The sequence below is a fragment of the Streptomyces beigongshangae genome (assembly GCF_019710745.1).
Lineage (GTDB): Bacteria > Actinomycetota > Actinomycetes > Streptomycetales > Streptomycetaceae > Streptomyces > Streptomyces beigongshangae.
Window position 1 is genome coordinate 255,700 of the sequence record NZ_JAHKJW010000002.1, and the last position, 25,406, is coordinate 281,105.

The window sequence follows — 25,406 nt, forward strand, 5'->3', positions numbered from 1 at the left end:
GCATGGCCCACCGGCTCTCGAAGAAGACCCAGAAGCGGCTGCTCGGCGTCGGCGGCGTCGCACTGCTCGCCGGACTCAACGCCCCGGCCGCCATCGGCTTCGCCTCGGAGCAGTACCACGAGTACAAGATCGCCCAGCCCGGGTACAAGGCGCGGTACGGCTCCTGGAAGCAGCTCGGCATCCCCGAGGAGTTCCGCACCAACGCCATCCACGCGGCGCTCCTGCACACCGGCAAGGTGCTGATCGTCGCGGGCTCCGGCAACGAGCAGAAGAAGTTCGACAAGGGCTCCTTCGACACCGTCCTGTGGGACCCGCGGACCGACACCTTCAAGAAGATCCCCACACCGGTGGACTTCTTCTGCGCCGGCCACGCCCAGCTGCCGAGCGGCCGGATGCTGGTGGCCGGCGGCACGGCCCGCTACGAACTGCTCGACGGGGAGGTCGAGCGGGCCGGCGGCGGGATGCGGGTGAAGAACGAGAACCCGGACAAGCCCGTCGTCCTCAGGAAGGGCACCCGCTTCCGCTCGCCCTCCGGCGTCGAGTACGTCAGCCGGTTCGACGTCACCGTCCCCAAGGCGAAGCGCACCCAGAAGATCACCTACAACAGGGCCGGGGTGATGCAGCCCTGGCGGACGAAGGTCCGGGCGAGCGAGGCCCGGGTCTTCGTCGAGGCCACCGAGGAGGGGCCGGCCCCGGTCAGGGACAAGCGCGCCCAGTACGAGATCCTCGGCCTGAAGGGCAAGGACGCGAAGAACACGTACGGCCTCTCCGAGAAGATCACCATGGAGAAGCAGGACTTCCAGGGGATCAGGGCCGCCTACGAGTTCGACCCGGTGGCGGAGAGGTACGTGCCCGTCGAGCCGATGGACAAGGCACGCTGGTACCCGACGCTCGTCGGGCTCCAGGACGGGAAGGTGCTCGCCGTCTCCGGGCTCGACGACGTCGGCGTGATCGACCCCGGCGACAACGAGATCTACGACCCGGGGAAGAAGAAGTGGACCCCGGGCCCCAAGCGCTACTTCCCCACCTATCCGGCCCTCTTCCTCACCAAGGGCGGCAAGCTCTTCTACCCCGCCTCGAACGCGGGGTACGGTCCCGCGGGACTCGGCCGCGAACCGGGCCTGTGGGACCTGCGGACCAACACGTTCCGGAAGGTGCCCGGCCTGACCGACCGGGACGTCACGGAGACCTCGGCCTCGCTCCTGCTGCCCCCCGCCCAGGACCAGAAGGTGATGATCCTCGGCGGCGGGGGCGTCGGCGAGTCGGGAAGGTCGACCTCGCGCACGGCCGTCGTCGACCTCAAGAAGGACAACCCCGTCTTCGAGGACGGCCCCGACCTGCCGCAGGGCACCCGCTACCTGAACAGCGTGATCATGCCGGACGACTCGGTGTTCACCTCCAACGGCGCGAAGGACTACCGGGGCCGCGGCGCCAGCAACATCCACAAGGCGCAGTTCTACGACCCGCGGTCCAACTCCTTCCGCCCGGCCGCCGCGCCGAGGGTCGGCCGCAACTACCACTCCGAGGCGCTCCTGCTGCCCGACGGACGGATCGCCACCTTCGGCTCCGACCCGCTCTTCGACGACCAGCAGAACACCAAGCTCGGCCACTTCGAGCAGCGCATGGAGATCTACACCCCGCCCGCCCTGCACAGACACGGCAAGAGCCGCCCCGTCCTGGGCGACGGCCCGCAGGAGGTGGACGGCGAGGGCCGCGCGACCTTCGCCACCCGGCACCCGGAACGGATCGTGAACGCCCGTCTGATGCGGCCCAGCGCGGTCACCCACACGACGGACGTCGAGCAGCGGTCCGTCGCGCTGGGGCTGACCAGGTCCGAGGACTCGGTGACCGTGGACGTACCGGAGGACCGGACGCTGGTGCCGCCCGGCTGGTACATGCTGTTCGTGACGGACCGCGACGGGACGCCGTCCGAGGCGAAGTGGGTCCAGATCAGGTGAGGCGCCGCGGGCCGGGCGCCCGTCAGGCCCTGGAGTTGCGGGCCAGGCCCAGGGCGTAGTCCGCCCACCACTGCCCGGCCGCGGGGCCCCCGCGGCACTCGCCGTCCGACTCCCCGGGCCGCTTGATCCACAGGTAGGCGTCCACGAGCGGGTCGCCGGTGCGCGTGGTGGGCGCCGCGCCCAGGGCCCGGCCGGGCGGGTTGCACCAGGCTTCGGAGGGGTCGCCGCCCAGCGGGCCGTTGCCGTTGCGGCTGGTGTCCACGACGAAGTGCTTGCCGCCGAGGGCCGCGGACAGCCGGCGGCCGTACTCCTTGGTGGTGCCGTCCGTCTGGAAGTTGGAGACGTTCAGGGCGAAGCCGTCGGCGTTCGCGATCCCGGCGCGCCCGAGGGGCTCGACGAGCTTGTGCGGCTCCCGGATCCAGGCCGGATTGCCCGCGTCCAGGTAGACCCGGGTGCGCGGCTGCCGCTTCAGCCGCACGATCGCCTCGGAGAGCAGCAGCTCGCGCTCGGCGTGGTACTCGGCCGGGGTGCAGCCGTCGACGACGTGCGCGACCGCGTCGGGCTCCAGCACGACCAGCGCGTCGCTGTCGCCCAGCGCCCGCGCGAACCGCTCGATCCAGTCCCGGTAGGACTGCGCGTCCCGCGCCCCGCCCGCCGAGTGCTGGCCGCAGTCGCGGTGCGGGATGTCGTACGCGACGAACACGGCCGTACGCCCCTCGCGCGCCGCGGCCCGGGTCGCCTGCCCGATCGCCGGTCCGGGGTCGTCGCCGGCCGGCCACAGTGCCGCGGGCCGGTCCGCGATGCGCCGCAGCAGCCGGGCGTCGTCCCCGCGCCCCTGCCGCTCCCACGTCCGCACCTGCCGGGCGGCGGGGCTCGCCGGGTCGGTCCAGAAGGGGGAACCGGCGGCGGGGGCCGCCCGCACACGGGTCTTCCGGGCGGGGGCGCTCGTCCCGGCCTCGGGCGGGGACGAGCAGCCCGCCGCGAGTCCGAGCACGGCGAGGACCGCGAGGGTACGGGTACGGATCGGCCGGAGCATCCTGCCCCCTTGGACGAAGGTGACGGTCGGTGACGACTTTCCGCCGGTGACGATCTCCCGTCATGACGGTCCCCCGTCGTGGCGGTTCTCCGTCACCGGCGGTTGCCGGTGGGTGAACAATTCCGGCTATCGTTACATAACTGACCTATCGCTCAGGGATGCGACACCGCAGGGCGTGCCCGCGGCCGCCGGGCCGTCAGATCCCGCCCGCGGCCAGCGCGGTGCCGAGCGGCGTCCGCTCGTACAGCACCTGGTGTCCGTAGCGGTGGGAGACGAGCAGGCCCGCGTCGCGCAGCGTCGCCAGGTGCGCGGAGACCGACGAGGGTGCGAGGCCGAGCCGGTGCGCGAGGGCCGTGGTGGCGCCCGGCTCCTCCAGCGCGGTCAGCACGGCGGCCCGGCCGCGGCCCAGGAGCCGTACGAGGGCGTCCGGCGCGGTGCCCGACGGCTCGGCCCACAGGCCGCCGATGCCGCGCGCGGGGTAGGCCAGCGTCGGCTGCCAGGGCGGCTCGAAACCGCTCGCCACGTCCGGCCAGACGAAGACGCTGGGCAGCAGTACCAGGCCCCGGCCGCCGAGCTCGCGCACGTGCTCCCCCGCCGAGTCGACCGCGAGCCTGCCCGCGTCCCAGGAGACCCGGCGGTCCAGCTCGGGCAGCAGTCCGGCCAGGCCCACCTCGGCGAGGCGCCGCGAGTGGAAGGCGACGTCGGCCTCCAGGAGGGCGCGCAGTCTCGGCCAGTCGGGTGCCACGAGCGTGTGCCAGGCCGCTTCCATCGTGTCCGCGAGGTCCCGCACCGCACGGGCCGGGTCGGCGAGCAGCGCCCGGCCGCGCGGGGAGGCGGCGGCGCCGGGGGTGTCCGCCAGGGAGGACGCCATCTCGGCGCGCGCGACCTCGGGGGGCACGCCGCGCACGGCGGCGATCTCCTCCTCGAACGTGGCCGCGGGCCCGAGCGGGGGCGGCATCAGGCAGTCCGGGGTGTTGCCGCGTCGCGGCATCAGCAGCCACAGCGGTTCCAGGTCCAGCGCCGCCGCGGCCGGGCGGGCGCGGCGCAGCCACGCGGCGTGGTAGCCCTGCCGCTCCGGCCGCCGCAGGGTGCGGATCGCCTCGTGGGTCTCCCAGAGGGGGGACACCGCGAACCGGCAGTTGAGGAAGTCGTCCTCGCGGAAGAGGAGGTGGTGCGGCATCACGCCTCCCGACGGGGCTCCGGCCCGGAACGGTCGTGCCGAACCGGTCGTGCCGGAACGGTCGTCCCGGGAAGAACCGGTCCGGGAAGAACCGGTCCGGGAAGATTCGGGCCTGGCCGAAACTCTATGGTGCCCGGTCCGCACGCGTGACGCTGCTGCCCATGCCAGAAGAAACACGGACCGCGCCGGTCCGGCCCGGCCCCGCCGCGGACGTCCGGCCGGCCGGCTACCGCGCCGTCCTCGCCGTCGGCGAGTTCCGCGCCGTCTTCGCCGCGCACGCCCTGTCCCTGCTGGGCGTCGTCGTGAGCGAGATCGCCCTGACCGTGCTCGTGTACGAGCTGACGGGTTCACCGCTGCTCAGCGCGCTGGTCTTCGCGCTCGGCTTCCTGCCGTACCTCGTGGGCGGGACCCTGCTGTCCGGAGTGGCCGACCGGTTCCCGGCGCGGCGGGTGCTGGTCGTCTGCGACCTCCTGTGCGCCGGCTGCGCGGCGCTGATGGCCCTGCCCGCCACCCCCGTCGCCCTGCTGCTCGGACTGCGGTGCGCCATCGCGGCCGTCTCACCGGTGTTCAGCGGGACCCGGATGGCCACACTGGGCGCGATCCTCGGGGACGGCGACCTGTTCGTGCTCGGCCGCTCCCTGCTGCGGATGGTGGCGCAGAGCGCCGTCCTCGTGGGTTTCGGTCTGGGCGGCGTCCTGCTGACCCTCGTGTCCCCGCGCGGGGCGCTGGTCGTCACCCTGGGCACCTTCCTCGCCTCCGCGCTGCTCCTGCGGCTGGGCACCCGGCGCCGGCCCGCGCGCGACGGCGCCGGCCCGCTGGTGCGGTACTCGCTCGCCGGCACCCGGCAGGTCCTCGGCGACCGCCGGGTCCGGGCACTGCTGCTGCTCCTGTGGGTGCCGCCGATGTTCGTCGTCGCGCCGGAGGCCCTCGCCGCCGCGTACGCGGACCAGATCGGCGCCGGCACGGTCTGGATCGGGCTGCTGATGTGCGCGATGCCGGTCGGGACGATCGCGGGGGAGCTGTACGCGGGCGCCGCCCTCTCGCCGGGGGCCCGCTCCCGGATCGTGCTGCCGCTCGCCGGCTGCGGTCTGCTGCCGCTGCTGGTCTACCCGTTCCACCCGGACCCCGGCTGGATCCTGCTCGCGCTGGCCGTCGCCGGGTCGGCGGGCGCGTACACGCTGGGGCTGGACCGCTGGTTCGTGGACGCCGTGCCCGAGGAGTTGCGCGGGCGGGCCATGACCGTGCACACGGCCGGACTGATGACCATCCAGGGCGTGGGCATGGCGCTGGCCGGCGCGGCCGCCGAGATCTGGGCGGTCAGCACGGTGGTGGGCGGGGTGGGCGTGCTGGGGACGCTGTGCTGCCTCCTGCTGGCGGCGGAGGTACGGCGTACCGCGAAGCCCGCGCCCGCCGGTGCGGCGGGGCACGAGGTGCGTACCGAAGGGCGAGACGGGGCTGACCACGATATGACCGGCCGGTAGGGTCCTTGCCGTGCCGAAGCCGCTCAGTCTTGCCTTCGATCCCATCGCCCGGGCCGACGAACTCTGGAAGCAGCGCTGGGGATCCGTGCCCTCGATGGGCGCCATCACGTCGATCATGCGCGCGCACCAGATCCTCCTCGCCGAGGTCGACGCGGTGGTCAAGCCGTACGGGCTGACGTTCGCCCGGTACGAGGCCCTGGTGCTGCTCACCTTCTCCAAGGCCGGCGAGCTGCCGATGTCCAAGATCGGCGAGCGGCTGATGGTGCACCCGACCTCCGTGACGAACACGGTGGACCGGCTCGTGCGCTCGGGGCTCGTCGACAAGCGGCCCAACCCGAACGACGGACGCGGCACCCTGGCCTCCATCACCGGCAAGGGCCGCGAGGTCTGCGACGCGGCCACCCGCGATCTGATGGCGATGGACTTCGGGCTCGGCGTGTACGACGCCGAGGAGTGCCGGGAGATCTTCGCGATGCTGCGTCCGCTGCGGGTCGCGGCGCGCGACTTCGGCGAGGAGTAGAGTTTCTGCGGGTCGGCATGCTGCTCTTCGCCGGTGCGGAGGTGTTCCGAGCGTTCTGGCGCGCTACCGCGTGACGGCGTGTCGCTCCCCGCGGAAGCGGGGGTTTTTCGGGCGGTTAGGCTCGATGCATGAAACGAAGCGTGCTGACCCGCTACCGCGTCATGGCCTACGTCACCGGTGTCCTGCTGGTCCTGCTGGTCCTGGGCATGATCGGCAAGTACGTGCTCGACCTGGACGGCGCCGCGGACTTCACGCATGTCGTCAGCCTCGCGCACGGCTGGCTGTACGTCGTCTACCTGGTCCTCGCCTTCGACCTGGGCTCCAAGGCGAAGTGGCCGGTCCCCAAGCTCCTGTGGGTGCTGCTCGCGGGCACCGTCCCCACCGCCGCGTTCTTCGTCGAGCGCAGGGTCAGCCGCGAACTGGAGCCGAAGGTCACCGACGGCCCGGGCGCGGTCGCCCGGGCCTGAGCGGGCCCGCTCGGGCGGCCCGGCCGTACGGGCGGCACCACCGCCACGGACGCATCCGTGGCGGTCTCCCATCGACTTTTACTAGGACGTCCTAGTAAATTCGGGGGTATGGACGCTGACGCCATCGAAGAGGGCCGCCGACGCTGGCAGGCCCGTTACGACGCCTCGCGCAAGCGCGAGGCCGACTTCACCACGCTCTCCGGGGACTCCGTGGAGCCGGTCTACGGACCGCGGCCCGGGGACACGTACGAGGGTTTCGAGCGGATCGGCTGGCCCGGGGAGTACCCCTACACGCGGGGTCTGCACGCCACGGGCTACCGGGGGCGGACGTGGACCATCCGGCAGTTCGCCGGCTTCGGGAACGCCGAGCAGACCAACGAGCGCTACAAGATGATCCTCGCCAACGGCGGGGGCGGGCTGTCCGTGGCCTTCGACATGCCCACGCTGATGGGGCGCGACTCCGACGACCCCCGCTCGCTCGGCGAGGTCGGCCACTGCGGGGTCGCGATCGACTCCGCGGCCGACATGGAGGTCCTGTTCCGGGACATCCCGCTGGGTGACGTCACGACGTCGATGACGATCAGCGGGCCCGCGGTGCCGGTCTTCTGCATGTACCTGGTGGCGGCCGAACGGCAGGGCGTGGACCCGGCCGTGCTCAACGGCACGCTCCAGACCGACATCTTCAAGGAGTACATCGCGCAGAAGGAGTGGCTCTTCCAGCCCGAGCCGCATCTGCGGCTCATCGGGGACCTGATGGAGCACTGTGCTGCGAAGATCCCCGCGTACAAGCCGCTGTCGGTCTCCGGCTACCACATCCGCGAGGCCGGCTCCACGGCCGCGCAGGAGCTGGCGTACACGCTGGCGGACGGCTTCGGGTACGTGGAGCTGGGCCTCTCCCGCGGCCTCGACGTCGACGTCTTCGCCCCCGGCCTCTCCTTCTTCTTCGACGCGCATCTCGACTTCTTCGAGGAGATCGCCAAGTTCCGGGCGGCGCGGCGGATCTGGGCGCGGTGGATGCGGGACGTGTACGGGGCGCGGTCGGAGAAGGCGCAGTGGCTGCGCTTCCACACGCAGACGGCCGGCGTCTCGCTGACCGCCCAGCAGCCGTACAACAACGTCGTGCGCACGGCGGTCGAGGCGCTGGCCGCGGTGCTGGGCGGCACCAACTCGCTGCACACGAACGCGCTGGACGAGACGCTCGCGCTGCCGTCCGAGCAGGCGGCGGAGATCGCCCTGCGCACGCAGCAGGTGCTGATGGAGGAGACCGGCGTCGCCAACGTGGCGGATCCGCTGGGCGGGTCCTGGTACGTCGAGCAGCTGACCGACCGCATCGAGGCGGACGCCGAGCGGATCTTCGAGCAGATCAGGGAGCGGGGGCTGCGGGCGCATCCCGACGGCCGGCACCCGATCGGGCCCGTCACCTCCGGGATCCTGCGCGGTATCGAGGACGGGTGGTTCACCGGGGAGATCGCCGAGTCGGCCTTCCAGTACCAGCGGGCACTGGAGAAGGGCGACAAGCGGGTGGTCGGGGTGAACGTCCACCACGGGTCGGTGACCGGGGACCTGGAGATCCTGCGGGTCAGCCACGAGGTGGAGCGGGAGCAGGTGCGGGAGCTGGGCGGCCGCCGGGCCGCCCGGGACGGGGCCGCCGTGCGGTCCTCGCTGGACGCCATGCTGGCGGCCGCGCGGGACGGGTCGAACATGATCGCGCCGATGCTGGACGCGGTGCGGGCGGAGGCCACGCTGGGGGAGATCTGCGGTGCCCTCCGGGAGGAGTGGGGGGTGTACACGGAGCCGCCGGGGTTCTGACCGGCCCCCGCCGCCACCGGGGGTTGAGGTCCCGGCCCTCGCCGCCACCGGGGGTTGCGTCCCGAACCCCGTCGTCCCCGGGGCCGCGCCCCGGCCGGCGGGGCTCCCGGCCGGGGGCGGGGGCGCCGTCAGGGGCCGGTCGCCGCCCCCGCCAGTCCCAGCAGCAGGACGCGGGTGAAGTCGCGGACCCACGGCGGGTCCACCGGCTCCGCACTGATCAGCGTCCGGTGCACCACCGCGCCCGCCACCATGTCGAAGATGAGGTCCGCGGACCGCGCGGCGTCCGACGCGTCCGCCTCCGGCGGCAGCTCCCCGCGGACCTGCGCCCGGGCCCGCCCCTCCAGCACCAGCCGCTTCTGGCGGTCCACGACCGACGTCCGGATCCGCTCGCGCAGGGCGTCGTCCCGCGTCGACTCCGCGAGCACGGCCATCAGTCCGCTCCTCGTCTCCGGCCGGGCCAGGACGGCCGCGAACTGGATCACCACCCCTTCGATGTCGGCCGCGAGCGTGCCCCGGTCGGGCAGTTCCAGTTCGTCGAAGAGGGCCGCGACCGCGTCGACCACGAGTTCGTTCTTGCCCGCCCAGCGCCGGTAGAGCGTCGTCTTCGCCACACCCGCGCGGGTCGCCACGTCCCCCAGCGTCAGCTTGGACCAGCCCAGTTCGACGAGGGCCGCACGCGTCGCCGCCAGGATCGCCGCGTCGGCCTCGGCGCTGCGCGGACGCCCCGTGCGGGGGCCGGAGATGCGACTCTGCATGGCGGCGACCATATCCGGACGTTCCGCTGAGGGGGATCGTACGGAAGGGTGAGGGAGATCACGGGAACGGGCTTCCCCGGGCCGTCGCGGGACAGTTACGCTACGGCTCGTAGCGAAAGCGACGGCCACACGGTGGCGGGTGGGGACCCGACGTCGGGAACGCGTATCGACCCGGCTTGCGCAACGCTTTTCACGCAGGCCCGCGGAGGGGGGAGGATAGGCGCATGCAGCCACGGAACATGTCCATGAGCGGAGTCGTCGACCTCGCCGCGGTGAAAGCGGCCCAGGAGGCCAAGGCGAAGGCGGAGCAGGCGCGCGCCGAAGCGGCACGGCAGGGCGGCGGGGCCGTTCCCGCGGTGTCCGCGTCGAGTCTCGTCATCGATGTCGACGAGGCGGGTTTTGAGCGGGACGTCCTGCAGCGCTCCACCGAGGTGCCGGTCGTCATCGACTTCTGGGCCGAGTGGTGCGAGCCGTGCAAGCAGCTCAGCCCGCTCCTGGAGAGGCTCGCCGCCGAGTACAACGGCCGGTTCGTCCTCGCCAAGATCGACGTCGACGCGAATCAGATGCTGATGCAGCAGTTCGGGATCCAGGGGATCCCGGCCGTCTTCGCGGTGGTGGCCGGGCAGGCCCTGCCGCTCTTCCAGGGCGCCGCCCCCGAGGCGCAGATCCGGGGCACCCTGGACCAGCTGGTGCAGGTCGCCGAGGAGCGCTTCGGCCTCACCGGCCTGACCGTGGACCAGGACGGCGGTCCGCAGGACCAGGCCGCGGAGGCTCCCGCGGTCCCGGCCGGCCCGCACGACGCGCTGCTCGAAGCCGCGGTGCAGGCCCTGGACGCGGGCGATCTGAGCGGCGCCGTCCAGGCGTACCGGAACGTGCTGAACGACGACCCGGGCAACACGGAGGCCAAGCTGGGTCTGGCCCAGGCCGAGCTGCTCCAGCGGGTGCGGGGCGCCGACCCGCAGCAGGTGCGCAAGGATGCCGCGGACCGGCCCGGGGACGTCCCCGCGCAGATCGCCGCGGCCGACCTGGACCTGGTGGGCGGCCATGTGGAGGACGCCCTGGGACGGCTCGTGGACACCGTGGCCCGTACGGCGGGCGACGACCGGGAGGCGGCGCGCGTACGGCTGCTCGAATTGTTCGAGGTGGTCGGCTCCGACGACCCGCGGGTGACGGCCGCGCGCAGGGCTCTGGCGCGCGCGCTGTTCTGACCAGTCGCTAAACACCGGGGCTCGTGGTGCCCCGGTGAAGGATTTCGCCGACAGACCCCTATTGCGGCCGCGTTTTGCCAAAACTTGGCAATCGCGGCCGCTGTTACTTGGAGTAAGTCGACAGCACTGATCTGTCGGATTCCGTACGGACTTCGATTGCTTTGTCGCCTCCTTCCGGGACACCCTCGGTGGTCGCCCGACACCGATGGGTCGTTGTTCGGTTATCCGGCCGTTACTAGCCAGTAACGAACCCCCTTGTGCGGGCGGCCCGAATGCACCACGATCGGCGACGCTCGGTCCATTTCCCTCTCCCGACAGCCACTCGGGTCACTGGGTTTCGTTGGGTCCCCACCGAGTAGGGGCGGCGGCAGTGGCGCCGGCCCTCGGACAGGGGGGTCTCCGCCGTCCGGTGGAGCCTGTCCGGCAGGTTGTGCGTGAAGGGTTCAGGCGCGACCAGTGGTTGTCGCTCGGGGGTGATCGCCGATGATCCGGGTGCGTTGCGCGCCTCCGGTTCGGGGCGCTCCCCTTCCCGAGGACGTAGCACTTCTCCCATCCCTGCCCGGCTGAGCCGCCGTCTGGGGGCAGTCAGGGCCGGAGATGTACGTCCGAGAAGGAGGAAATATGGAGTCCCAGGTGCGTGGCGGGACCAGATGGAAGCGGTTCGCTGTGGTCATGGTGCCCAGCGTGGCCGCGACGGCGGCGATAGGTGTCGCCCTGGCTCAGGGTGCTCTCGCCGCGTCGTTCAGCGTGTCGGGCCAGTCGTTCAAGGTGACGGCTGACCGGCTCGAGGCGAACGAAGGCTTCTCGCAGTACGGAGCCATCGACTCCGGATACACGCTCAAGGGTGAGAAGACGGCGCACCCGGTCGCGGTCTCGGCGTTCAACCAGGCCACGATCACCAAGATGTGCCAGTCGGTGGTCACCCCGGACATCCCGTTGCTCGGTTCCGTGACCCTGAGGCTGGAGGCCGGGGGCGGCAAGGAGCCGGTGGAGGCCAAGCAGCTCTACATCGACGTCGAGGACCTCGAGGCCGACGCGACGTTCACCGACATGAACATCGGTGTGGCCGCCGGGGACCTCAAGAACGGCCCCGGTCCCGGCATGAAGGGCGGCAAGGAGCAGGCGAACCCGTACGGCTTCGGCCAGCAGGCCGGCACGGCCGTGCTGACCGGTGTGAAGCAGACGGCGTGGGCGACCACCGCGGGCACCTTCAAGCTGAGTGGTCTGAGCATGAAGCTGTCCAGGGGAACCAAGGCGGAGTGCTACTAGGCACTCCCGGGGCGGGTGGGGGAGCCGAGGCTGCCTCGCCCGCCCGTTCCTCCCCGTAGTACGTGAACCTTTCACAGCAACGCCGTTCCAGGGAGCTGTTTTCCATGAGCGCCGAGACTCCTGTCGCTGCCGCGCACGATCGATTCACCATCTGGCGGCTGCGGTTCCGTGCCTGGCGCGGCAGCCGGCCGTTCTGGGCGGGCCTGTTCATCCTGATCGCGGGATTCCCGATCGCGTACCTCCCGTACGCGAACCTCCAGATCGGGCATCTCACGCTGGCCATGTCGACGACCGCCGGCGCCGGGTCGCTCATCATCGGCATTCTCCTGGGCGTGCTCGGAATCAGCCTCTGGTACCAGAAGCACATCCGGACCTTCGCCGGTGTCGCGTCGATTCTGCTGGGGCTGGTGTCCCTCCCGGTGTCGAACTTCGGCGGCTTTCTGATCGGATTCCTGTTCGCGCTGGTGGGCGGCGGGATGGCGGTGGCCTGGGCGCCGGGCGAGGAGCCCGTCGCGAGCCCTGCCGGGACGGACCGTACGGACGAGGCAGGCGCTCCGGAGGCCGGGCAGACCGCGTCGGCCGGCGCGGTGGGCGGGTCGCACGATCTGTCGGGAACGAGCCCGGTCAACGGGGCGGACAACGGGGCGAACGGGAGGCACAGTGCCGGCTGACGAGGTTCCCCACGCGGGCTCCGCGGGCGAGACCCGTGCGAGAACCGGGCCGCGGCACGCAGCCCCCAGGAAACCGCTGTTCACCAGGCTGCACGTGCCCGCGGGCAAGGCGATAGCCATCGCGTCGATGCCGACGGCGATCCTCATGGGGATGGGGTTCACACCGACACTCGCGAACGCCGACGACAAACCGTCGGCGAAGAACCTCACGGTCGACGAGTACAAGGACTGTGTCGAGGCGCTGGACGACGGCAAGGCGGACGCCGGCGAGGCCGGTGAATCCGGCGAGTCCGGCGGGGAAGCGTCGGCGACCCCCTCGCCCTCCGCCTCGACGAGCGCTCCCGCCTCCGGCGGCGAGGCACCGAAGACACCGGACGCACCGGGCGCACCGGACGGCGGCTCGGCGGGCAACGGCTCCGCGGGCGGCGGCCCTTCCTCGGATTCAGGTTCCGAGGACGAGCCCGCGCCCGCACCGGCGCCCTCCACGAGCGCGCCGGCCGGGTCGGGGGGAGACGCGTCCACACCGGCGCCCACCCCCACCCCCACCCCGACTCCGGGCGGGGGCGGTCTCCTGGACGGGATCGGCGACGCGCTGGAGGACATCCTCACGCCCGGCGACAAGGAGTCCGCGGCCCCCACCGCGGCCCCCGCGGAGCCGTCCGCCGCACCCGGTCCGTCGGCCACGGAGAGCGCCTCCGGGGGGCCCGGGGACGCGAAGGACCCCACCGGGGACGCGGCGGACGAGCCGGAGAACACACCCGGGGACGCGGCCGACGCGACGGACGGGCCCACGGACGAGGCGGAGGAGACGGACGAGACGGACGAGACGGACGAGGCGGAGGAAGCTGCCGACGGGGCCACCGCCTCCCCGACCCCGAGTCCGACCCCGAGTCCGTCCGAGAGTTCCACCACGGACCCGGACGACTGCCCGGCCGCCACGGACGAGGAGGGCGGCGTCGAGACGGGCATCCCGGCCCTCGCCGACGACCCCTGGATGCTGGAGGCCAGCTCCCTGACGCTCAAGGGCGCCGACTACCAGGGCATCGTCAAGGTGAGGACCGCCAACGGCTCGGTGAAGAAGGTCCTCAAGTACGTCGTCTCCGACGGCACCGACATAGGCGACCTGCACCAGATCGTCGACGACAGGGACGCCGGGGTGAAGTACCACGTCCAGGGCGGCAGGGGCACGACCTCCACCATCCGCGACGGCAGGACGGTCATGTACACGGAGAGCATCTCCGGCAACCTGCTCGGACTGGTCCCGATCACGTTCGACCCGGAGCACCCGCCGCCGCTGAACATCCCGCTGATCTACTTCACGAAGGTGAAGGTGGTGCAGGCGGCCCAGTTCGGCGGAACGCTCACCATCCCCGGCATGCGCCAGTTCAACACACCGCTCGGGTAGGCCCCGGAAGCACTCCGGCTCCGGAAGGCTCCGGCACCCGTACGACGCGCCGAGGGCGCCCCCTGTGTCCAGGGAGCGCCCTCGGTGCCGTACGAAAGGGTCAGGCGCCCAGGTGGTGGACCCGGACCATGTTGGTGGTGCCGGGGACGCCGGGGGGCGAGCCCGCCGTCATCACGACGACGTCGCCCTCGCTGAAGCGGTTCAGCTTGCGCAGCTCGTTGTCGACCAGCTCGACCATCTCGTCGGTGCTGTGCACGAACGGCACGACGTAGGACTCGACGCCCCAGCTCAGCGCGAGCTGGTTGCGGGTGGCCTCCTCAGTGGTGAAGGCCACGATCGGCTGCTCCGCGCGGTAGCGGGACAGCCGACGCGCGGTGTCGCCCGACTCGGTGAAGGCAACCAGGCCCTTGCCGCCCAGGAAGTCCGCGATCTCGCACGCGGCACGGGCCACCGAACCACCCTGCGTGCGCGGCTTCTTGCCCGGCACCAGCGGCTGCAGGCCCTTGGAGAGGAGCTCCTGCTCCGCCGCGACGACGATCTTCGACATCGTCTTCACGGTCTCGATCGGGTACGCGCCCACGCTCGACTCGGCGGACAGCATGACCGCGTCCGCCCCGTCCAGGATCGCGTTGGCCACGTCGGACGCCTCGGCGCGCGTGGGGCGGGAGTTGGTGATCATCGACTCCATCATCTGGGTCGCGACGATCACCGGCTTGGCGTTGCGCCGGCACAGCTCCACCAGGCGCTTCTGCACCATCGGGACCCGCTCCAGGGGATACTCGACGGCCAGGTCGCCACGAGCCACCATGACACCGTCGAAGGCCGCCACGACGGCCTCCATGTTCTCCACCGCCTGCGGCTTCTCCACCTTGGCGATGACGGGGACCCGGCGGCCCTCCTCATCCATGATCTTGTGCACGTCGTTCACGTCGTGGGCGTCGCGCACGAAGGAGAGCGCGACCAGGTCGCAGCCCATCCGCAGGGCGAAGCGCAGGTCGTCGACGTCCTTCTCGGACAACGCGGGCACGTTCACGGCCGCGCCGGGCAGGTTGATGCCCTTGTGGTCCGAGATGACACCGCCCTCGATGACGATCGTCCTGACGTTCGGGCCCTCGACCTGGACGACCCGCAGCTCGACGTTGCCGTCGTTGATCAGGACCTGGTCCCCCTTGGAGACGTCGTTCGGCAGGCCCTTGTACGTGGTGCCGCAGATGGACTTGTCGCCCGGGACGTCCTCGGTGGTGATGGTGAACTCGTCACCGCGCTCCAGCTCCACGGGGCCCTCGGCGAAGGTCTCCAGCCGGATCTTGGGGCCCTGGAGGTCGGCGAGGACGCCGATGGCGCGGCCCGTCTCCTGGGCGGCGGCCCGGACCCGGTCGTACCGGCCCTGGTGCTCGGTGTGCGAGCCGTGGCTGAAGTTGAAGCGAGCCACGTTCATGCCGGCCTCGATCAACGAGACGAGCTGCTCGTGCGAGTCGACGGCGGGGCCCAGTGTGCAGACGATTTTGGAACGGCGCATGGGGACGATCCTATCGGTTTGTTTCGCTTCGGAATATTCCGGCTGGCGGAAGATACAAATGGGCGGGCACGCGCTCAGGCGTGGCCCCGAGCGGACTTTTCCTCGACGTTCTTACAGCTGCTTTTCTCGCTTTTTCTCGCTTTTCCTTGCTTTGTCACTGCTTCTCGGCTGATCCCCGTGAGGCTCGGCGGCGCCCTCTCAGGCGGCGCCCTCGCCGTCGTCCTGTCCGGCGCGTTCCGCGGCGTCCCCGCCCACGAGGGCGTACGTCTGGTTCGCGATCTCCAGTTCCTCGTCGGTCGGGACGACGGCCACCGCGACCCGCGCGCCCTCGGGCGAGATCAGCCGCGGCCCGGCGGACCGTGCGGCGTTCAGGCCGGGGTCGACGGCCAGACCCAGTGCCTCCAGGCCCGCGATCGCGGACTCGCGCACCGGGGCGGCGTTCTCCCCGACCCCGGCCGTGAAGACCACCGCGTCGACCGTGCCCAGGACCGCGTAGTAGGCGCCGATGTATTTCCTCAGCCGGTGTATGTAGATGTCGAAGGCGAGCTTCGCCCGCGCGGCGTCCTCGTCGCCCTCGACGCCCTCGTCGATGCGCCGGCGGATCTCCCGCATGTCGTTGTCGCCGCACAGGCCGACCAGGCCGCTCTTCTTGTTGAGCAGAGTGTCGATCTCGTCCGTGGACATCCCGCCAACGCGCGTCAAATGGAAGATGACCGCGGGATCCACGTCTCCGGAGCGCGTACCCATCACGAGTCCTTCCAGGGGCGTCAGGCCCATGGAGGTGTCCACGCACCGGCCTCCCCGTACCGCCGAGGCCGAGGCGCCGTTGCCCAGGTGCAGCACGATGACGTTGACGTCCTGCGGCGCCCGGCCGAGGAGGCGGGCGGTCTCGCGGGACACGTACGCGTGCGAGGTGCCGTGGAAGCCGTACCGGCGGATCCGGTGCCGGTCGGCGGTCTCCACGTCGATGGCGTAGCGGGCGGCGGCCTCCGGCATCGTCGTGTGGAAGGCGGTGTCGAAGACGGCGACCTGGGGGAGGTCCGGGCGCAGTGCCCGGGCGGTACGGATGCCGGTGAGATTGGCCGGGTTGTGCAGCGGTGCCACCGGGATGAGGCGCTCGATCTCGGCGAGGACCGCGTCGTCCACGACGGTCGGCTCCGTGAACCGCTTCCCGCCGTGCACGACCCGGTGGCCGATCGCGGCCAGCTCGGGGGAGTCCAGGCCGAGCCCGTCCCGGGACAGCTCCCGCGCGACGGCCTTCAGCGCGGCGTCGTGGTCGGCGATCGGCCCGGTCGTCTCGCGGGACTCCCCGCCCGCGGCCAGCGGGGAGTGCTTCAGCCGGGAGGTCTCCTCGCCGATGCGCTCGACGAGGCCCGCGGCCAGCCGGCTGCCGTCGCGCATGTCGAGCAGTTGGTACTTCACCGACGAGGAGCCGGAGTTGAGGACGAGGACACGAGAAGCAGTCACGTGGTGGGAACCTTCGGGTTCGAGGTCGAGGTCGGGGAGGGAGCCTGGTGCGCGGTCCCGGCGGCCGGGTCCGCCGGGACCGGGGCCCGGGCCGCCTGGGCCCGAGCCGCCTGGGCCTGGATCGCGGTGATGGCCACGGTGTTCACGATGTCCCCGACGAGCGCGCCGCGGGACAGGTCGTTGACCGGCTTGCGCAGCCCCTGGAGCACCGGTCCGACCGCGATCGCGCCGGCCGAGCGCTGCACGGCCTTGTACGTGTTGTTGCCGGTGTTGAGGTCCGGGAAGATCAGCACGGACGCCTGCCCGGCGACCTCCGACCCCGGCAGCTTGGTCGCCGCGACGGACGGCTCGACGGCCGCGTCGTACTGGATCGGCCCCTCGATCCGCAGGTCGCCGCGGAGCGAGCGGACCAGCTCGGTGGCCGTGCGCACCTTGTCCACGTCCGCGCCCGAGCCGGAGGTGCCCGTCGAGTACGAGAGCATCGCGATGCGCGGCTCGACCCCGAACTGCCGGGCGGTGGCGGCCGACTGGATGGCGATGTCGGCCAGCTGCTCCGCGTTCGGGTCCGGGTTCACCGCGCAGTCGCCGTACACGAGGACCTTGTCGGCGAGGCACATGAAGAAGACCGAGGAGACGATCGACGCCTCCGGCTTCGTCTTGATGATCTCGAAGGCGGGGCGGATGGTGGCCGCGGTGGAGTGCACCGAACCCGACACCATGCCGTCGGCCAGGCCCTCCTGGACCATCAGCGTGCCGAAGTAGTTCACGTCCGCGACGACGTCGTACGCGAGCTCGACGGACACGCCCCGGTGGGCCCGCAGTTCGGCGTAGCGCTCGGCGAACCGGTGGCGCAGTTCCGAGGTCTGCGGGTCGATCAGCTGCGCGGCGCCGAGGTCGATGCCGAGGTCGGCGGCCTTCCTGCGGATCTGGTCGACATCGCCCAGCAGGGTGAGGTCGCAGACACCGCGGCGCAGCAGCACCTCGGCGGCGTGCAGGACCCGCTCCTCGGTGCCTTCGGGCAGCACGACGCGCCGCTTGTCGGCGCGGGCCCGCTCCAGGAGCTTGTGCTCGAACATCATCGGCGTGACGCGGTCACTGCTGGGCGCCGAGACGCGCTTCAGCAGGTCGCCGGTGTCCACGTACCGCTCGAAGAGGCCGAGGGCCGTCTCCGCCTTGCGGGGCGTGGCCGCGTTCAGCTTGCCCTCCATGGCGAAGAGTTCGGACGCCGTGAGGAAGGAGCCGGTCTCCACCGCGATCACCGGGGTGCCGGGGGCGAGCCGGGCGGCCAGGGTCAGGACGAGGTCGCTGGGGCGCTCGTCCAGGGTGAGCAGCACGCCCGCGATGGGCGGGGTGCCGGCGCTGTGCGCGGCGAGGGCGCCCACCACGAGGTCGGCGCGGTCGCCGGGGGTGACGACCATGCAGCCCGGGGTCAGCGCGCCCAGGAAGTTCGGCAGCATGGCGCCGCCGAAGACGAAGTCCATCGCGTCGCGCGCGAGCCCCGAGTCGTCGCCGAGCAGTACCTTGCCGCCGAGGGCGTGGGTGATCTGGGCGACCGTCGGCGCGGAGAGCGCGGGTTCGTCCGGCAGTACGTGGCAGGGCACCGGCAGGCGGTTGTCGAGCAGCCCGTGGATCTTTGGGCGGTCGGCCGGGGCGACCCGGTTCACCACCATCGCCAGCACGTCGCAGCCGAGTCCGTCGTAGGCGCGGAACGCGTTGCGGGTCTCCGCGAGCACCGACTCCACGGTCTGTCCCCGGCCGCCCACGACCGGGATCACGGACGCGCCGAACTCGTTCGCCAGGCGGGCGTTGAGCGCCAGCTCGTCCGGGAACTGGGTGTCCGCGTAGTCCGTACCCAGGACGAGGACCACGTCGTAGTCGCGGGCCACCCGCAGGAAGCGGTCGACGAGCTGCGAGACCAGTTCGTCGGTGCCCCGCTCGGCCTGGAGCGCGGACGCCTCGTGGTAGTCCATCCCGTAGACCGTCGCCGGGTCCTGCGCCAGGCGGTAGCGGGCGCGCAGCAGCTCGAAGAGCCGGTCGGGGCCGTCGTGGACGAGGGGCCGGAACACCCCCACCCGGTCGACCTGCCGCGTCAGGAGCTCCATGACTCCCAGCTCGATGACCTGGCGGCCGTCACCCCGGTCGATCCCGGTCACGTATACGCTGCGCGTCACGCGTGCTCTCCGTTCCGTTCCGTCCGACATCCGTGCATCAGTCCGACATCCGTGCGGGCGCGGCCGACGGGGTCGGCTGCGCCCTCTTGACAATACCCGCGCGCATGGATAAGGCGCCCGTCAGGTCGGGGTGGCCGGGGTCACCGGTGAGGGGGAAGGGGGCTCCCGGGGGCGCGTCGGCGGTCGGAGGGGGCGTGCCGGGGGCGCCACGGGTCAACGAGGGCACGGACAGCGGCCCCGTGCCGCCCGTGAAACAATCGCACTGCTCTCAGGCATCACAGGAGACACAGCCCAACAGCGAGCAGGAGACACAGCACGATGCGTATCGGAGTTCTCACCGCAGGCGGCGACTGTCCGGGACTGAACGCCGTCATCCGTTCGGTCGTGCACCGGGCCGTCACCAACTACGACGCCGAGGTCATCGGCTTCGAGGACGGTTACGCGGGCCTGCTCGAAGGCCGCTACCGCTCGCTCGACCTGGACGCCGTCAGCGGCATCCTGGCCCGGGGCGGCACCATCCTCGGCTCCTCCCGTCTCCAGCGCGACCGCCTGCGCGAAGCCTGTGAGAACGTGCAGGACACCGCGCGCGAGTTCGGCATCGACGTACTGATCCCGATCGGCGGCGAGGGCACCCTCACGGCGGCGCGGATGCTCTCCGACGCGGGCCTGCCGGTGGTCGGCGTCCCGAAGACCATCGACAACGACATCTCCTCGACGGACCGCACGTTCGGGTTCGACACCGCCGTCGGGGTCGCCACCGAGGCGATGGACCGCCTGAAGACGACCGCCGAGTCGCACCAGCGGGTGATGGTCGTCGAGGTCATGGGCCGCCACGCCGGCTGGATCGCCCTGGAGTCCGGCATGGCCGCCGGCGCCCACGGCATCTGCCTGCCCGAGCGGCCCTTCGACCCGGCCGACCTGGTCAAGATGGTCGAGGAGCGCTTCTCGCGCGGCAAGAGGTTCGCGGTCGTCTGCGTGGCCGAGGGCGCGCACCCCGTCGAGGGCAGCATGGACTACGGCCACGGAGCCATCGACCAGTTCGGCCACGAGCGCTTCCAGGGCATCGGCACGGCGCTGGCGTTCGAACTGGAGCGGCGCCTCGGCAAGGAGGCCAAGCCGGTCATCCTCGGCCACATCCAGCGGGGCGGCACGCCGACCGCGTACGACAGGGTGCTCGCGACGCGCTTCGGCTGGCACGCGGTGGAGGCCGCGCACCGGGGCGAGTTCGGCCGGATGACGGCGCTGCGCGGCACGGACGTGGTGATGGTGCCGCTGGCCGAGGCGGTCACCGAACTGAAGACGGTGCCCAAGGACCGGATGGACGAGGCCGAGTCGGTCTTCTAGGCCGGCTCCTCCAAGGGGTTCCGCGCCCGCCCGCCATGCCCGCCGGCCGGCCCCCGGAACCGGCCCCGCACCGCCCGCTGCCGGTGGTGCGGGGCCGGTCAGGTGTCCGGACGTCAGGCGTCGCCGCCGCCGTCGCGCCGGACCGCCGACCAGAAGCGGCCGACGATCCCGTCCAGGAAGTCCCGGCCCGCGTCGTCGGCCGGGCCGCCGGGCCGGCCGGGCGTCGCCGTCGGCCGGTCCTGGTACTCGGTGTGCAGCGCCCGCAGCGCGCGCCCCACGGCCCGCCGCTGCATCGGCAGCAGTTTGCCCACCGGGCGGACGTACGCCTGCCAGCGCGTCGTCACCGCGCCGCGCAGCAGCTCCGCCAGCTTCGGCTCACGCCCGGTGACCGTGACGAGGTCCGCCAGCGAGAGGTCGAGCACCTCGGCGAGCGCCGCCGACTGCCGGTCGCCGCCGCGCCATTCGTCCGCCTCCTCCATCCGTACGTACGCGAGGAGCTGGAGCCCCACGGCCCGCGCGACGTCCTCGACCGCCAGACCGCGGGCGACGCGGTGCTCACGCAAGGTCCGCGGCGCGCCGACGAGTTCGCCGGGCGAGCACCACAGCACGCCCGCCAGCGCGGTCAGTTCGCCGTTGCCGGGAGCGGCCAGGCCGCGCTCCCAGGCGACGACCAGGTCGGGTGTCACATGGGAGAGCCCGAACGAGGTCCGCATGCCGTGCGCGACGTGTTCGGGCCCCATGCCGAGGGCGGCGCGCAGCCTGCCGGCGGCCGTGGCGTCGAAGGGCGGGGTGGGTCGGGGGGTCGACTGTTGGTGCACACGCACAATTTATGGGCGCGGGGCTGCGGTGACTACAGTCTGTCCGGCCAGGGACACGGATTGTGCGAAGCTACGGTTTCGGACAGGCGTCCGGAGAACCTGCGGATCGGCCGACGTGTCCGGGTGGCGCCGCGCGTATGCGACCGGCCGCCCGGCGTGCGGAGGCCGGAACGGTTCGGTGAGCGCCATAGGCTGCTTTTACGGGCGTATCCGGAGCCGCCCCGGTCGGCGGAGCGCCTGCCTCCGGCGGGAGCGACGCGCGCCAGGGCCGACGGGCGTCGCCCCCGCGCGCACCGCCCGGCATGTGCGGCGGCTGCGTGAGGGCGACGGGACCCGCGGCGCAAACCGGTCGGTCCGGAGGTGCCCACGGTGGGCAAACCGACGCGCTTCATTGTTTTCCTCGTTTCCCGTGGTCCGATCCCGACGGCTTCCGTGGCGCGCGTGTGCCGTCGGCGGCCCCGGAGTGCCCACTCGCCCTCGTGGGTGACGTTTAAATCACTTGTTCCCTGTTTGTCCTCTTCCCTGGCGGCTCAGATTGTCCGGGGTGGTGCGCATCCGCCGCACCCCTGAGGAAATCGCACCGAAGAGACCGAAGAGACCGAAGAGACCGAAGAGAACAAGGAGAACCCGTCATGCGTCGCATCCAGTCCGCGGTCCTCGCCGTAACCGCTCTCGCCGCAGCCGTCCTCACCGGGCCCGCCGCGACAGCGGCCCCCGCGGCATCCGGCAACCGGGCGGCCTACAACAACTGCCCCTCGGGATACTTCTGCATCTACAGCGACTGGAACGGCGGGGGAACCCGCTGCCAGTGGTCGCAGGCGAACAAGGCGAACACCGCCGACGACTGCTCCTTCATCCAGCGGGGGCAGAACGTGCGCTCGGTCTGGAACAAGACGGGGCACCGCGTGCAGTACTACACGCAGACCAACTACAACTCGCGCGTGGGGTCCACCCCCGCGGGCAACGGCGGCAACCTGCAGGGCAACTACCAGATCCGTTCCTTCCGGCCGCAGTAGACGCGAGATCCGCCCCGCGGTACCTCGGGGGAGGTGCGGCGGGGCGGGACCGACGGCGCGAAGCGCCTACCCCTTCACCGCCCCGCCCAGCGCGAACCCCCCGCCCAGCCGCCGCGCCACCAGCACGTACAGCAGGATCACCGGGGTCGAGTAGATGATCGAGAACGCGGCCAACTGCCCGTAGACCACCGTCCCGCGGTTGCCGAAGAAGTCGTTGATGCTCACCGACGCCGGCATCCGGTCCGGCGAGAGCAGGAGCATGAACGGGACGAAGAAGTTGCCCCACATCATCACGAACGCGAAGACGGTCACCACCCCGACGCCCGGACCCATCAGCGGCAGCACGATGCGCAGCAGCGACTGGAACGACGAGGCGCCGTCGGTCCAGGCCGCCTCCTCCAGCTCCTTCGGCACGCCGTCCATGAAGTTCTTCATGAGCCAGACGGCGAACGGCAGCTGGGACGCGGCGAAGAAGAAGATCGTGCCGTGCATGGTGTCGATCAGGTCCACCTGCACGAACAGCGCGTACACCGGAACCATGATCGCCGTGATCGGCAGGCTCGTCGCGAAGAGGATCGTGAGGAGGAAGGGGCGGTTGAGGCGGGACCGGAAACGGGAGAGGGGGTACGCGGCCAGCGCCGCGCACACCACTGTCAGCAGCGTCGCCCCACCGCACAGGACCAGGCTGTTGAGCAGCGGCGTGAAGGTGATGTCCGGCTCCAGGACCGCGTCGAAGTTGTCCAGTGTGACGCCGTCGGGCACCTTCACCTTCAGCCCGGCGTGCGGGTCGAGGGAGGACAGGACCACCCAGGCCAGTGGCAGGACGAAGGCGGCCGCGGCGAACAGGAGCCCCGCGTCGGCGGCGTGACGGCGGCGGGCCCGCCGGACGTTCGCCGGGCGGGGGCGGGGGCGGGGCGTCGTACGCGCGGCCATCTCAGACCTCCGTCCGCAGCAGGCGCAGGTAGACCAGCGAGAAGAGCGAGCCGACCACCAGCAGGAGGAGGGCCACAGCGGTTCCGTAGCCGATCATGCTCTTCTGGAATGCCTGCTCGTACATGAAGAGGGGCAGGGTCTGGCTGCGGTTTCCCGGGCCGCCCCTCGTCATGACCCAGATCAGCCCGAAGACCGAGAGGGTCTGGAGGGTGTTGAGCATCAGGTTCGTGCCGATGGAGCGGCGGATCATCGGGAGCGTGATGTGCCACATCCGGCGCCAGCCGCCCGCGCCGTCCACCTCCGCGGCCTCGGTGATCTCCTTCGGGATCTCGTTCAGGGCGGCCGAGTAGACCAGCATCGAGAAGGCCGTGCCGCGCCACACGTTCGCGAACGACACCGCCAGGATCGGCAGCGTGAACAGCCAGTTCTGGGACGGCAGACGGAGCCAGTCGAGCACCGCGTTCAGGGTGCCCTCGCGGCGGAAGAACGCGTAGAGCAGGAAGCCGGCCACCACCTCCGGGAGCACCCAGGCCGTGACCACGATCCCGCCGGTGAGCGTACGGACCGGCTTCGACGCGCGCTGCATCAGCGCGGCCAGGGCCAGGCCCAGCGTGTTCTGCCCGACGAGGGAGCTGAGGACCGTGAAGACGAGCGTCAGCCACACGGCGTTGAGGAACGCCTCGTCCGCGAAGGCGGTACGGAAGTTGTCCAGGCCGTTGAAGGACGACTCGGCCTGGCCGGTGAGCTGGAGGTCGGTGAAGGCGATGTAGGCGCAGTACGCGATCGGGCCGGCCAGGAAGAGGACCAGGAGGACGAGGGCGGGGGAGACGGGCAGGGCGCGGGCGAGGGTGCGCAGGAGGGGCGGGCGGCCGCCGCCCGCCCCGGCTCCCGCTCCGCGCGCGCCGGGCCCCGCCTCCCGCCGGGTGACGCTCACTCGGCGCTCACTTCTCTCGGTGCTCGCTTCTCCCCGTACTCACTTCTTCCGGTGCTCACTTCTCGATGACCTGGTTGTCCGTGGCCGTCCTCAGTTCCTCGTCGTAGTTCCGGGCCGCCTCGTCGACCGAGCTGTCGCCCGTCGTCACGCCCTCCATGGCCTCCTGGATGGCGGTGGACACCCTCGGGTACGCCGGGTACGCGGGGCGGTAGTGGGTGTGCGCCACCAGGTCCGTGAAGAACTCGATGCCCGGCTGCGCCTTCACGTACGCCGGGTCCTCGGCCACGTCCGTGCGCACCGCGATACCGGAGTTGGCGATGTACCACTTCTGCGCGTTCGCCTTCGTCTGCATCGTCTTGACGAACTCGAAGGCCAGGTCGGGGTTGGCCGCCTTGCTCGGGATCGCCCAGGTCCAGCCGCCCGACATGCTCACCTTCCCGGGAGCCTGGCCGTTCTGCGTCGGCATGTACGCCAGACCCAGCCTCTCGGACCACTGGGGCCACTCGTGGCCGCTGCCCTCCAGCCAGTCCTGCGGGAGCCAGGAGCCGTCCAGGTTGATGCCGAGTCTGCCCTCGGGGAGCAGTTCGCCGCGGACCCTGGTCGCGAAGTTGGGGTCGAGGGCGTCCGACACGTCCGGGCCGAGCTTCTCCTTGAAGACCGTCTCGACGAACCGGAGCGAGTCCTCGAAGCCCTGGCTGCCCGTGATCCACTTCTTGGACACCGTGTCGTACAGCGGGCTCTCGGTGGCCCCGGTGGCCGTCCCGTACAGGAGCATCTCGAAGCCCTGCATGGTGGCCGCCTCGCCCACGGGCTTGCCCGTGTACACGTTCATGGGGATGACACCGGGGACCTCCTCCTTGATCGTGCGGGCCGCTTCGAGGATGTCGTCCCAGGTCTTCGGCTGCCAGTCGGCGGGCAGCCCGGCCTTCTCGAAGATGCCCTTGTCGAACCAGAGGCCGCGGGTGTCCGTGCCGTCCGGGACGCCGTACGTCTTCCCGTCCTCCGCCCGGGCCGCCGACTTCGCCGTGTCGATGAAGTGCTGCCAGTCGTCCCACTTGTCGAGATAAGGGTCCAGGGGCTTGAGATAGCCGCTCGTGATGTCGGAGTTGATGAGGAACGTGTCCTCGTAGACCAGGTCCGGGGCCGTCTTGGGGGAGCGGAGCATCTGCTGGAGCTTGGTGTAGTACTCCGCGTCCGCGGCCTTGATCGGGATCAGCTTGATCTTCTTGTCCGGGTTGGCCTTCTCGAACTGCGCCTTCACGTCGGCGAGATACTCGTCCATGACCCGCACGGAGTTGTCGGTGGACTGCTTGTAGGAGATCTCCACGGTGTCCGGATCACTGCCGGAGTCGCCGCCGCACGCGCTGAGCGCGGTGGCGGCGAGCAGGGTCGCGAGAAGAAGGGGGGCGGCGTTGGGACGCACGGGTACGACCTCCTGCTGGCCG

At 71.5% G+C, this 25,406-nt stretch carries 21 protein-coding genes; 11 read left to right on the plus strand and 10 right to left on the minus strand.

Annotation, left to right across the window (positions count from 1 at the left end):
• Positions 1 to 2: 2 nt before the first annotated feature.
• The gene (gene glxA / locus KM933_RS02500; RefSeq protein ID WP_221348085.1) at positions 3 to 1,958 is read left to right on the plus strand and encodes a radical copper oxidase GlxA; all 1,956 of its coding nucleotides are present in this window, start codon (positions 3 to 5) and stop codon (positions 1,956 to 1,958) included.
• Between the two features lie 22 nt (positions 1,959 to 1,980).
• Here the strand turns inward: glxA and KM933_RS02505 are convergent, their stop codons facing one another.
• Together KM933_RS02505 and KM933_RS02510 are read right to left on the minus strand one after the other, a co-directional pair.
• Positions 1,981 to 2,994, minus strand: a complete 1,014-nt coding sequence (locus tag KM933_RS02505) for a glycoside hydrolase family 6 protein (protein ID WP_221348086.1) — start codon at positions 2,992 to 2,994, stop codon at positions 1,981 to 1,983.
• Between the two features lie 196 nt (positions 2,995 to 3,190).
• The gene (locus KM933_RS02510; RefSeq protein WP_221348087.1) at positions 3,191 to 4,174 is read right to left on the minus strand and encodes an ArsR/SmtB family transcription factor; all 984 of its coding nucleotides are present in this window, start codon (positions 4,172 to 4,174) and stop codon (positions 3,191 to 3,193) included.
• 161 nt (positions 4,175 to 4,335) lie between these two features.
• Here KM933_RS02510 and KM933_RS02515 point away from each other — a divergent pair, with 161 nt between their 5' ends.
• The 4 genes from KM933_RS02515 to icmA all read left to right on the plus strand — a co-directional run bounded on the left by KM933_RS02515 (position 4,336) and on the right by icmA (position 8,451).
• Positions 4,336 to 5,655, plus strand: coding sequence for an MFS transporter (locus KM933_RS02515; RefSeq protein ID WP_221348088.1), 1,320 nt, complete (start codon positions 4,336 to 4,338; stop codon positions 5,653 to 5,655).
• A 10-nt stretch (positions 5,656 to 5,665) separates the two neighbouring features.
• Positions 5,666 to 6,175, plus strand: a complete 510-nt coding sequence (locus tag KM933_RS02520) for a MarR family winged helix-turn-helix transcriptional regulator (protein ID WP_221348089.1) — start codon at positions 5,666 to 5,668, stop codon at positions 6,173 to 6,175.
• Positions 6,176 to 6,303: 128 nt separating this feature from the next.
• Positions 6,304 to 6,642, plus strand: a complete 339-nt coding sequence (locus tag KM933_RS02525; protein WP_221348090.1) for a DUF3817 domain-containing protein — start codon at positions 6,304 to 6,306, stop codon at positions 6,640 to 6,642.
• Between the two features lie 108 nt (positions 6,643 to 6,750).
• Positions 6,751 to 8,451, plus strand: a complete 1,701-nt coding sequence (icmA, locus tag KM933_RS02530; RefSeq protein WP_221348091.1) for a coenzyme B12-dependent isobutyryl-CoA mutase large subunit — start codon at positions 6,751 to 6,753, stop codon at positions 8,449 to 8,451.
• A 128-nt stretch (positions 8,452 to 8,579) separates the two neighbouring features.
• Here the strand turns inward: icmA and KM933_RS02535 are convergent, their stop codons facing one another.
• A complete protein-coding gene (locus KM933_RS02535) occupies positions 8,580 to 9,206 on the minus strand; it encodes a TetR/AcrR family transcriptional regulator (protein WP_221348092.1) in 627 nt (208 codons plus the stop codon).
• A 224-nt stretch (positions 9,207 to 9,430) separates the two neighbouring features.
• Between KM933_RS02535 and KM933_RS02540 the strand changes: the two genes are divergently transcribed.
• From KM933_RS02540 to KM933_RS02555, 4 genes are all read left to right on the plus strand, one after another.
• Positions 9,431 to 10,414 (plus strand): tetratricopeptide repeat protein, encoded by a 984-nt coding sequence (locus KM933_RS02540; protein WP_221348093.1) that lies wholly within the window; start codon positions 9,431 to 9,433, stop codon positions 10,412 to 10,414.
• Positions 10,415 to 11,035: 621 nt separating this feature from the next.
• On the plus strand, positions 11,036 to 11,683 hold the full coding sequence (locus KM933_RS02545) for a DUF6230 family protein (protein ID WP_221348094.1): 648 nt from the start codon (positions 11,036 to 11,038) through the stop codon (positions 11,681 to 11,683).
• A gap of 104 nt (positions 11,684 to 11,787) precedes the next feature.
• Positions 11,788 to 12,354, plus strand: coding sequence for a DUF6114 domain-containing protein (locus KM933_RS02550; RefSeq protein ID WP_221348095.1), 567 nt, complete (start codon positions 11,788 to 11,790; stop codon positions 12,352 to 12,354).
• A complete protein-coding gene (locus tag KM933_RS02555) occupies positions 12,344 to 13,759 on the plus strand; it encodes a hypothetical protein (protein WP_221348096.1) in 1,416 nt (471 codons plus the stop codon). Before KM933_RS02550 ends, KM933_RS02555 begins: the two co-directional genes overlap by 11 nt.
• A 100-nt stretch (positions 13,760 to 13,859) precedes the next feature.
• Here the strand turns inward: KM933_RS02555 and pyk are convergent, their stop codons facing one another.
• The 3 genes from pyk to pta all read right to left on the minus strand — a co-directional run bounded on the left by pyk (position 13,860) and on the right by pta (position 18,916).
• Positions 13,860 to 15,278, minus strand: a complete 1,419-nt coding sequence (pyk, locus tag KM933_RS02560; protein WP_221348097.1) for a pyruvate kinase — start codon at positions 15,276 to 15,278, stop codon at positions 13,860 to 13,862.
• 198 nt (positions 15,279 to 15,476) lie between these two features.
• On the minus strand, positions 15,477 to 16,745 hold the full coding sequence (locus KM933_RS02565) for an acetate kinase (RefSeq protein WP_221348098.1): 1,269 nt from the start codon (positions 16,743 to 16,745) through the stop codon (positions 15,477 to 15,479).
• Positions 16,742 to 18,916, minus strand: a complete 2,175-nt coding sequence (pta, locus tag KM933_RS02570) for a phosphate acetyltransferase (protein WP_221348099.1) — start codon at positions 18,914 to 18,916, stop codon at positions 16,742 to 16,744. The genes KM933_RS02565 and pta overlap by 4 nt, the downstream gene beginning before the upstream one ends.
• Before the next feature lie 318 nt (positions 18,917 to 19,234).
• On the opposite strand from pta, the gene KM933_RS02575 reads away from it, so the two are divergent.
• Positions 19,235 to 20,260, plus strand: coding sequence for an ATP-dependent 6-phosphofructokinase (locus KM933_RS02575; protein ID WP_221348100.1), 1,026 nt, complete (start codon positions 19,235 to 19,237; stop codon positions 20,258 to 20,260).
• A gap of 113 nt (positions 20,261 to 20,373) precedes the next feature.
• Here the strand turns inward: KM933_RS02575 and KM933_RS02580 are convergent, their stop codons facing one another.
• The gene (locus tag KM933_RS02580) at positions 20,374 to 21,087 is read right to left on the minus strand and encodes a helix-turn-helix domain-containing protein (protein ID WP_221348125.1); all 714 of its coding nucleotides are present in this window, start codon (positions 21,085 to 21,087) and stop codon (positions 20,374 to 20,376) included.
• A 623-nt stretch (positions 21,088 to 21,710) separates the two neighbouring features.
• On the opposite strand from KM933_RS02580, the gene KM933_RS02585 reads away from it, so the two are divergent.
• Entirely contained in the window at positions 21,711 to 22,094 is a 384-nt protein-coding gene (locus KM933_RS02585) for a peptidase inhibitor family I36 protein (protein ID WP_221348101.1), read from the plus strand.
• A gap of 66 nt (positions 22,095 to 22,160) precedes the next feature.
• Here KM933_RS02585 and KM933_RS02590 read toward each other — a convergent pair whose 3' ends face one another.
• From KM933_RS02590 to KM933_RS02600, 3 genes are all read right to left on the minus strand, one after another.
• Positions 22,161 to 23,027, minus strand: coding sequence for a carbohydrate ABC transporter permease (locus KM933_RS02590; protein ID WP_221348102.1), 867 nt, complete (start codon positions 23,025 to 23,027; stop codon positions 22,161 to 22,163).
• A gap of 1 nt (position 23,028) precedes the next feature.
• Positions 23,029 to 23,883, minus strand: coding sequence for a carbohydrate ABC transporter permease (locus KM933_RS02595; RefSeq protein WP_221348126.1), 855 nt, complete (start codon positions 23,881 to 23,883; stop codon positions 23,029 to 23,031).
• A 133-nt stretch (positions 23,884 to 24,016) separates the two neighbouring features.
• On the minus strand, positions 24,017 to 25,384 hold the full coding sequence (locus KM933_RS02600) for an extracellular solute-binding protein (RefSeq protein WP_221348103.1): 1,368 nt from the start codon (positions 25,382 to 25,384) through the stop codon (positions 24,017 to 24,019).
• Positions 25,385 to 25,406: the final 22 nt, after the last annotated feature.

Coding starts and splice junctions, on each gene's coding strand:
- KM933_RS02545 (WP_221348094.1), top strand. CDS start 11,036: ATGGAGTCCCAGGTGCGTGGCGGGACCAGATGGAAGCGGTTCGCTGTG.
- KM933_RS02575 (WP_221348100.1), top strand. CDS start 19,235: ATGCGTATCGGAGTTCTCACCGCAGGCGGCGACTGTCCGGGACTGAAC.
- KM933_RS02550 (WP_221348095.1), top strand. CDS start 11,788: ATGAGCGCCGAGACTCCTGTCGCTGCCGCGCACGATCGATTCACCATC.
- pyk (WP_221348097.1), bottom strand. CDS start 15,278: ATGCGCCGTTCCAAAATCGTCTGCACACTGGGCCCCGCCGTCGACTCG.
- KM933_RS02505 (WP_221348086.1), bottom strand. CDS start 2,994: ATGCTCCGGCCGATCCGTACCCGTACCCTCGCGGTCCTCGCCGTGCTC.
- KM933_RS02585 (WP_221348101.1), top strand. CDS start 21,711: ATGCGTCGCATCCAGTCCGCGGTCCTCGCCGTAACCGCTCTCGCCGCA.
- KM933_RS02535 (WP_221348092.1), bottom strand. CDS start 9,206: ATGCAGAGTCGCATCTCCGGCCCCCGCACGGGGCGTCCGCGCAGCGCC.
- KM933_RS02540 (WP_221348093.1), top strand. CDS start 9,431: ATGCAGCCACGGAACATGTCCATGAGCGGAGTCGTCGACCTCGCCGCG.
- KM933_RS02515 (WP_221348088.1), top strand. CDS start 4,336: ATGCCAGAAGAAACACGGACCGCGCCGGTCCGGCCCGGCCCCGCCGCG.
- KM933_RS02590 (WP_221348102.1), bottom strand. CDS start 23,027: ATGGCCGCGCGTACGACGCCCCGCCCCCGCCCCCGCCCGGCGAACGTC.
- glxA (WP_221348085.1), top strand. CDS start 3: ATGGCCCACCGGCTCTCGAAGAAGACCCAGAAGCGGCTGCTCGGCGTC.
- KM933_RS02510 (WP_221348087.1), bottom strand. CDS start 4,174: ATGCCGCACCACCTCCTCTTCCGCGAGGACGACTTCCTCAACTGCCGG.
- icmA (WP_221348091.1), top strand. CDS start 6,751: ATGGACGCTGACGCCATCGAAGAGGGCCGCCGACGCTGGCAGGCCCGT.
- KM933_RS02525 (WP_221348090.1), top strand. CDS start 6,304: ATGAAACGAAGCGTGCTGACCCGCTACCGCGTCATGGCCTACGTCACC.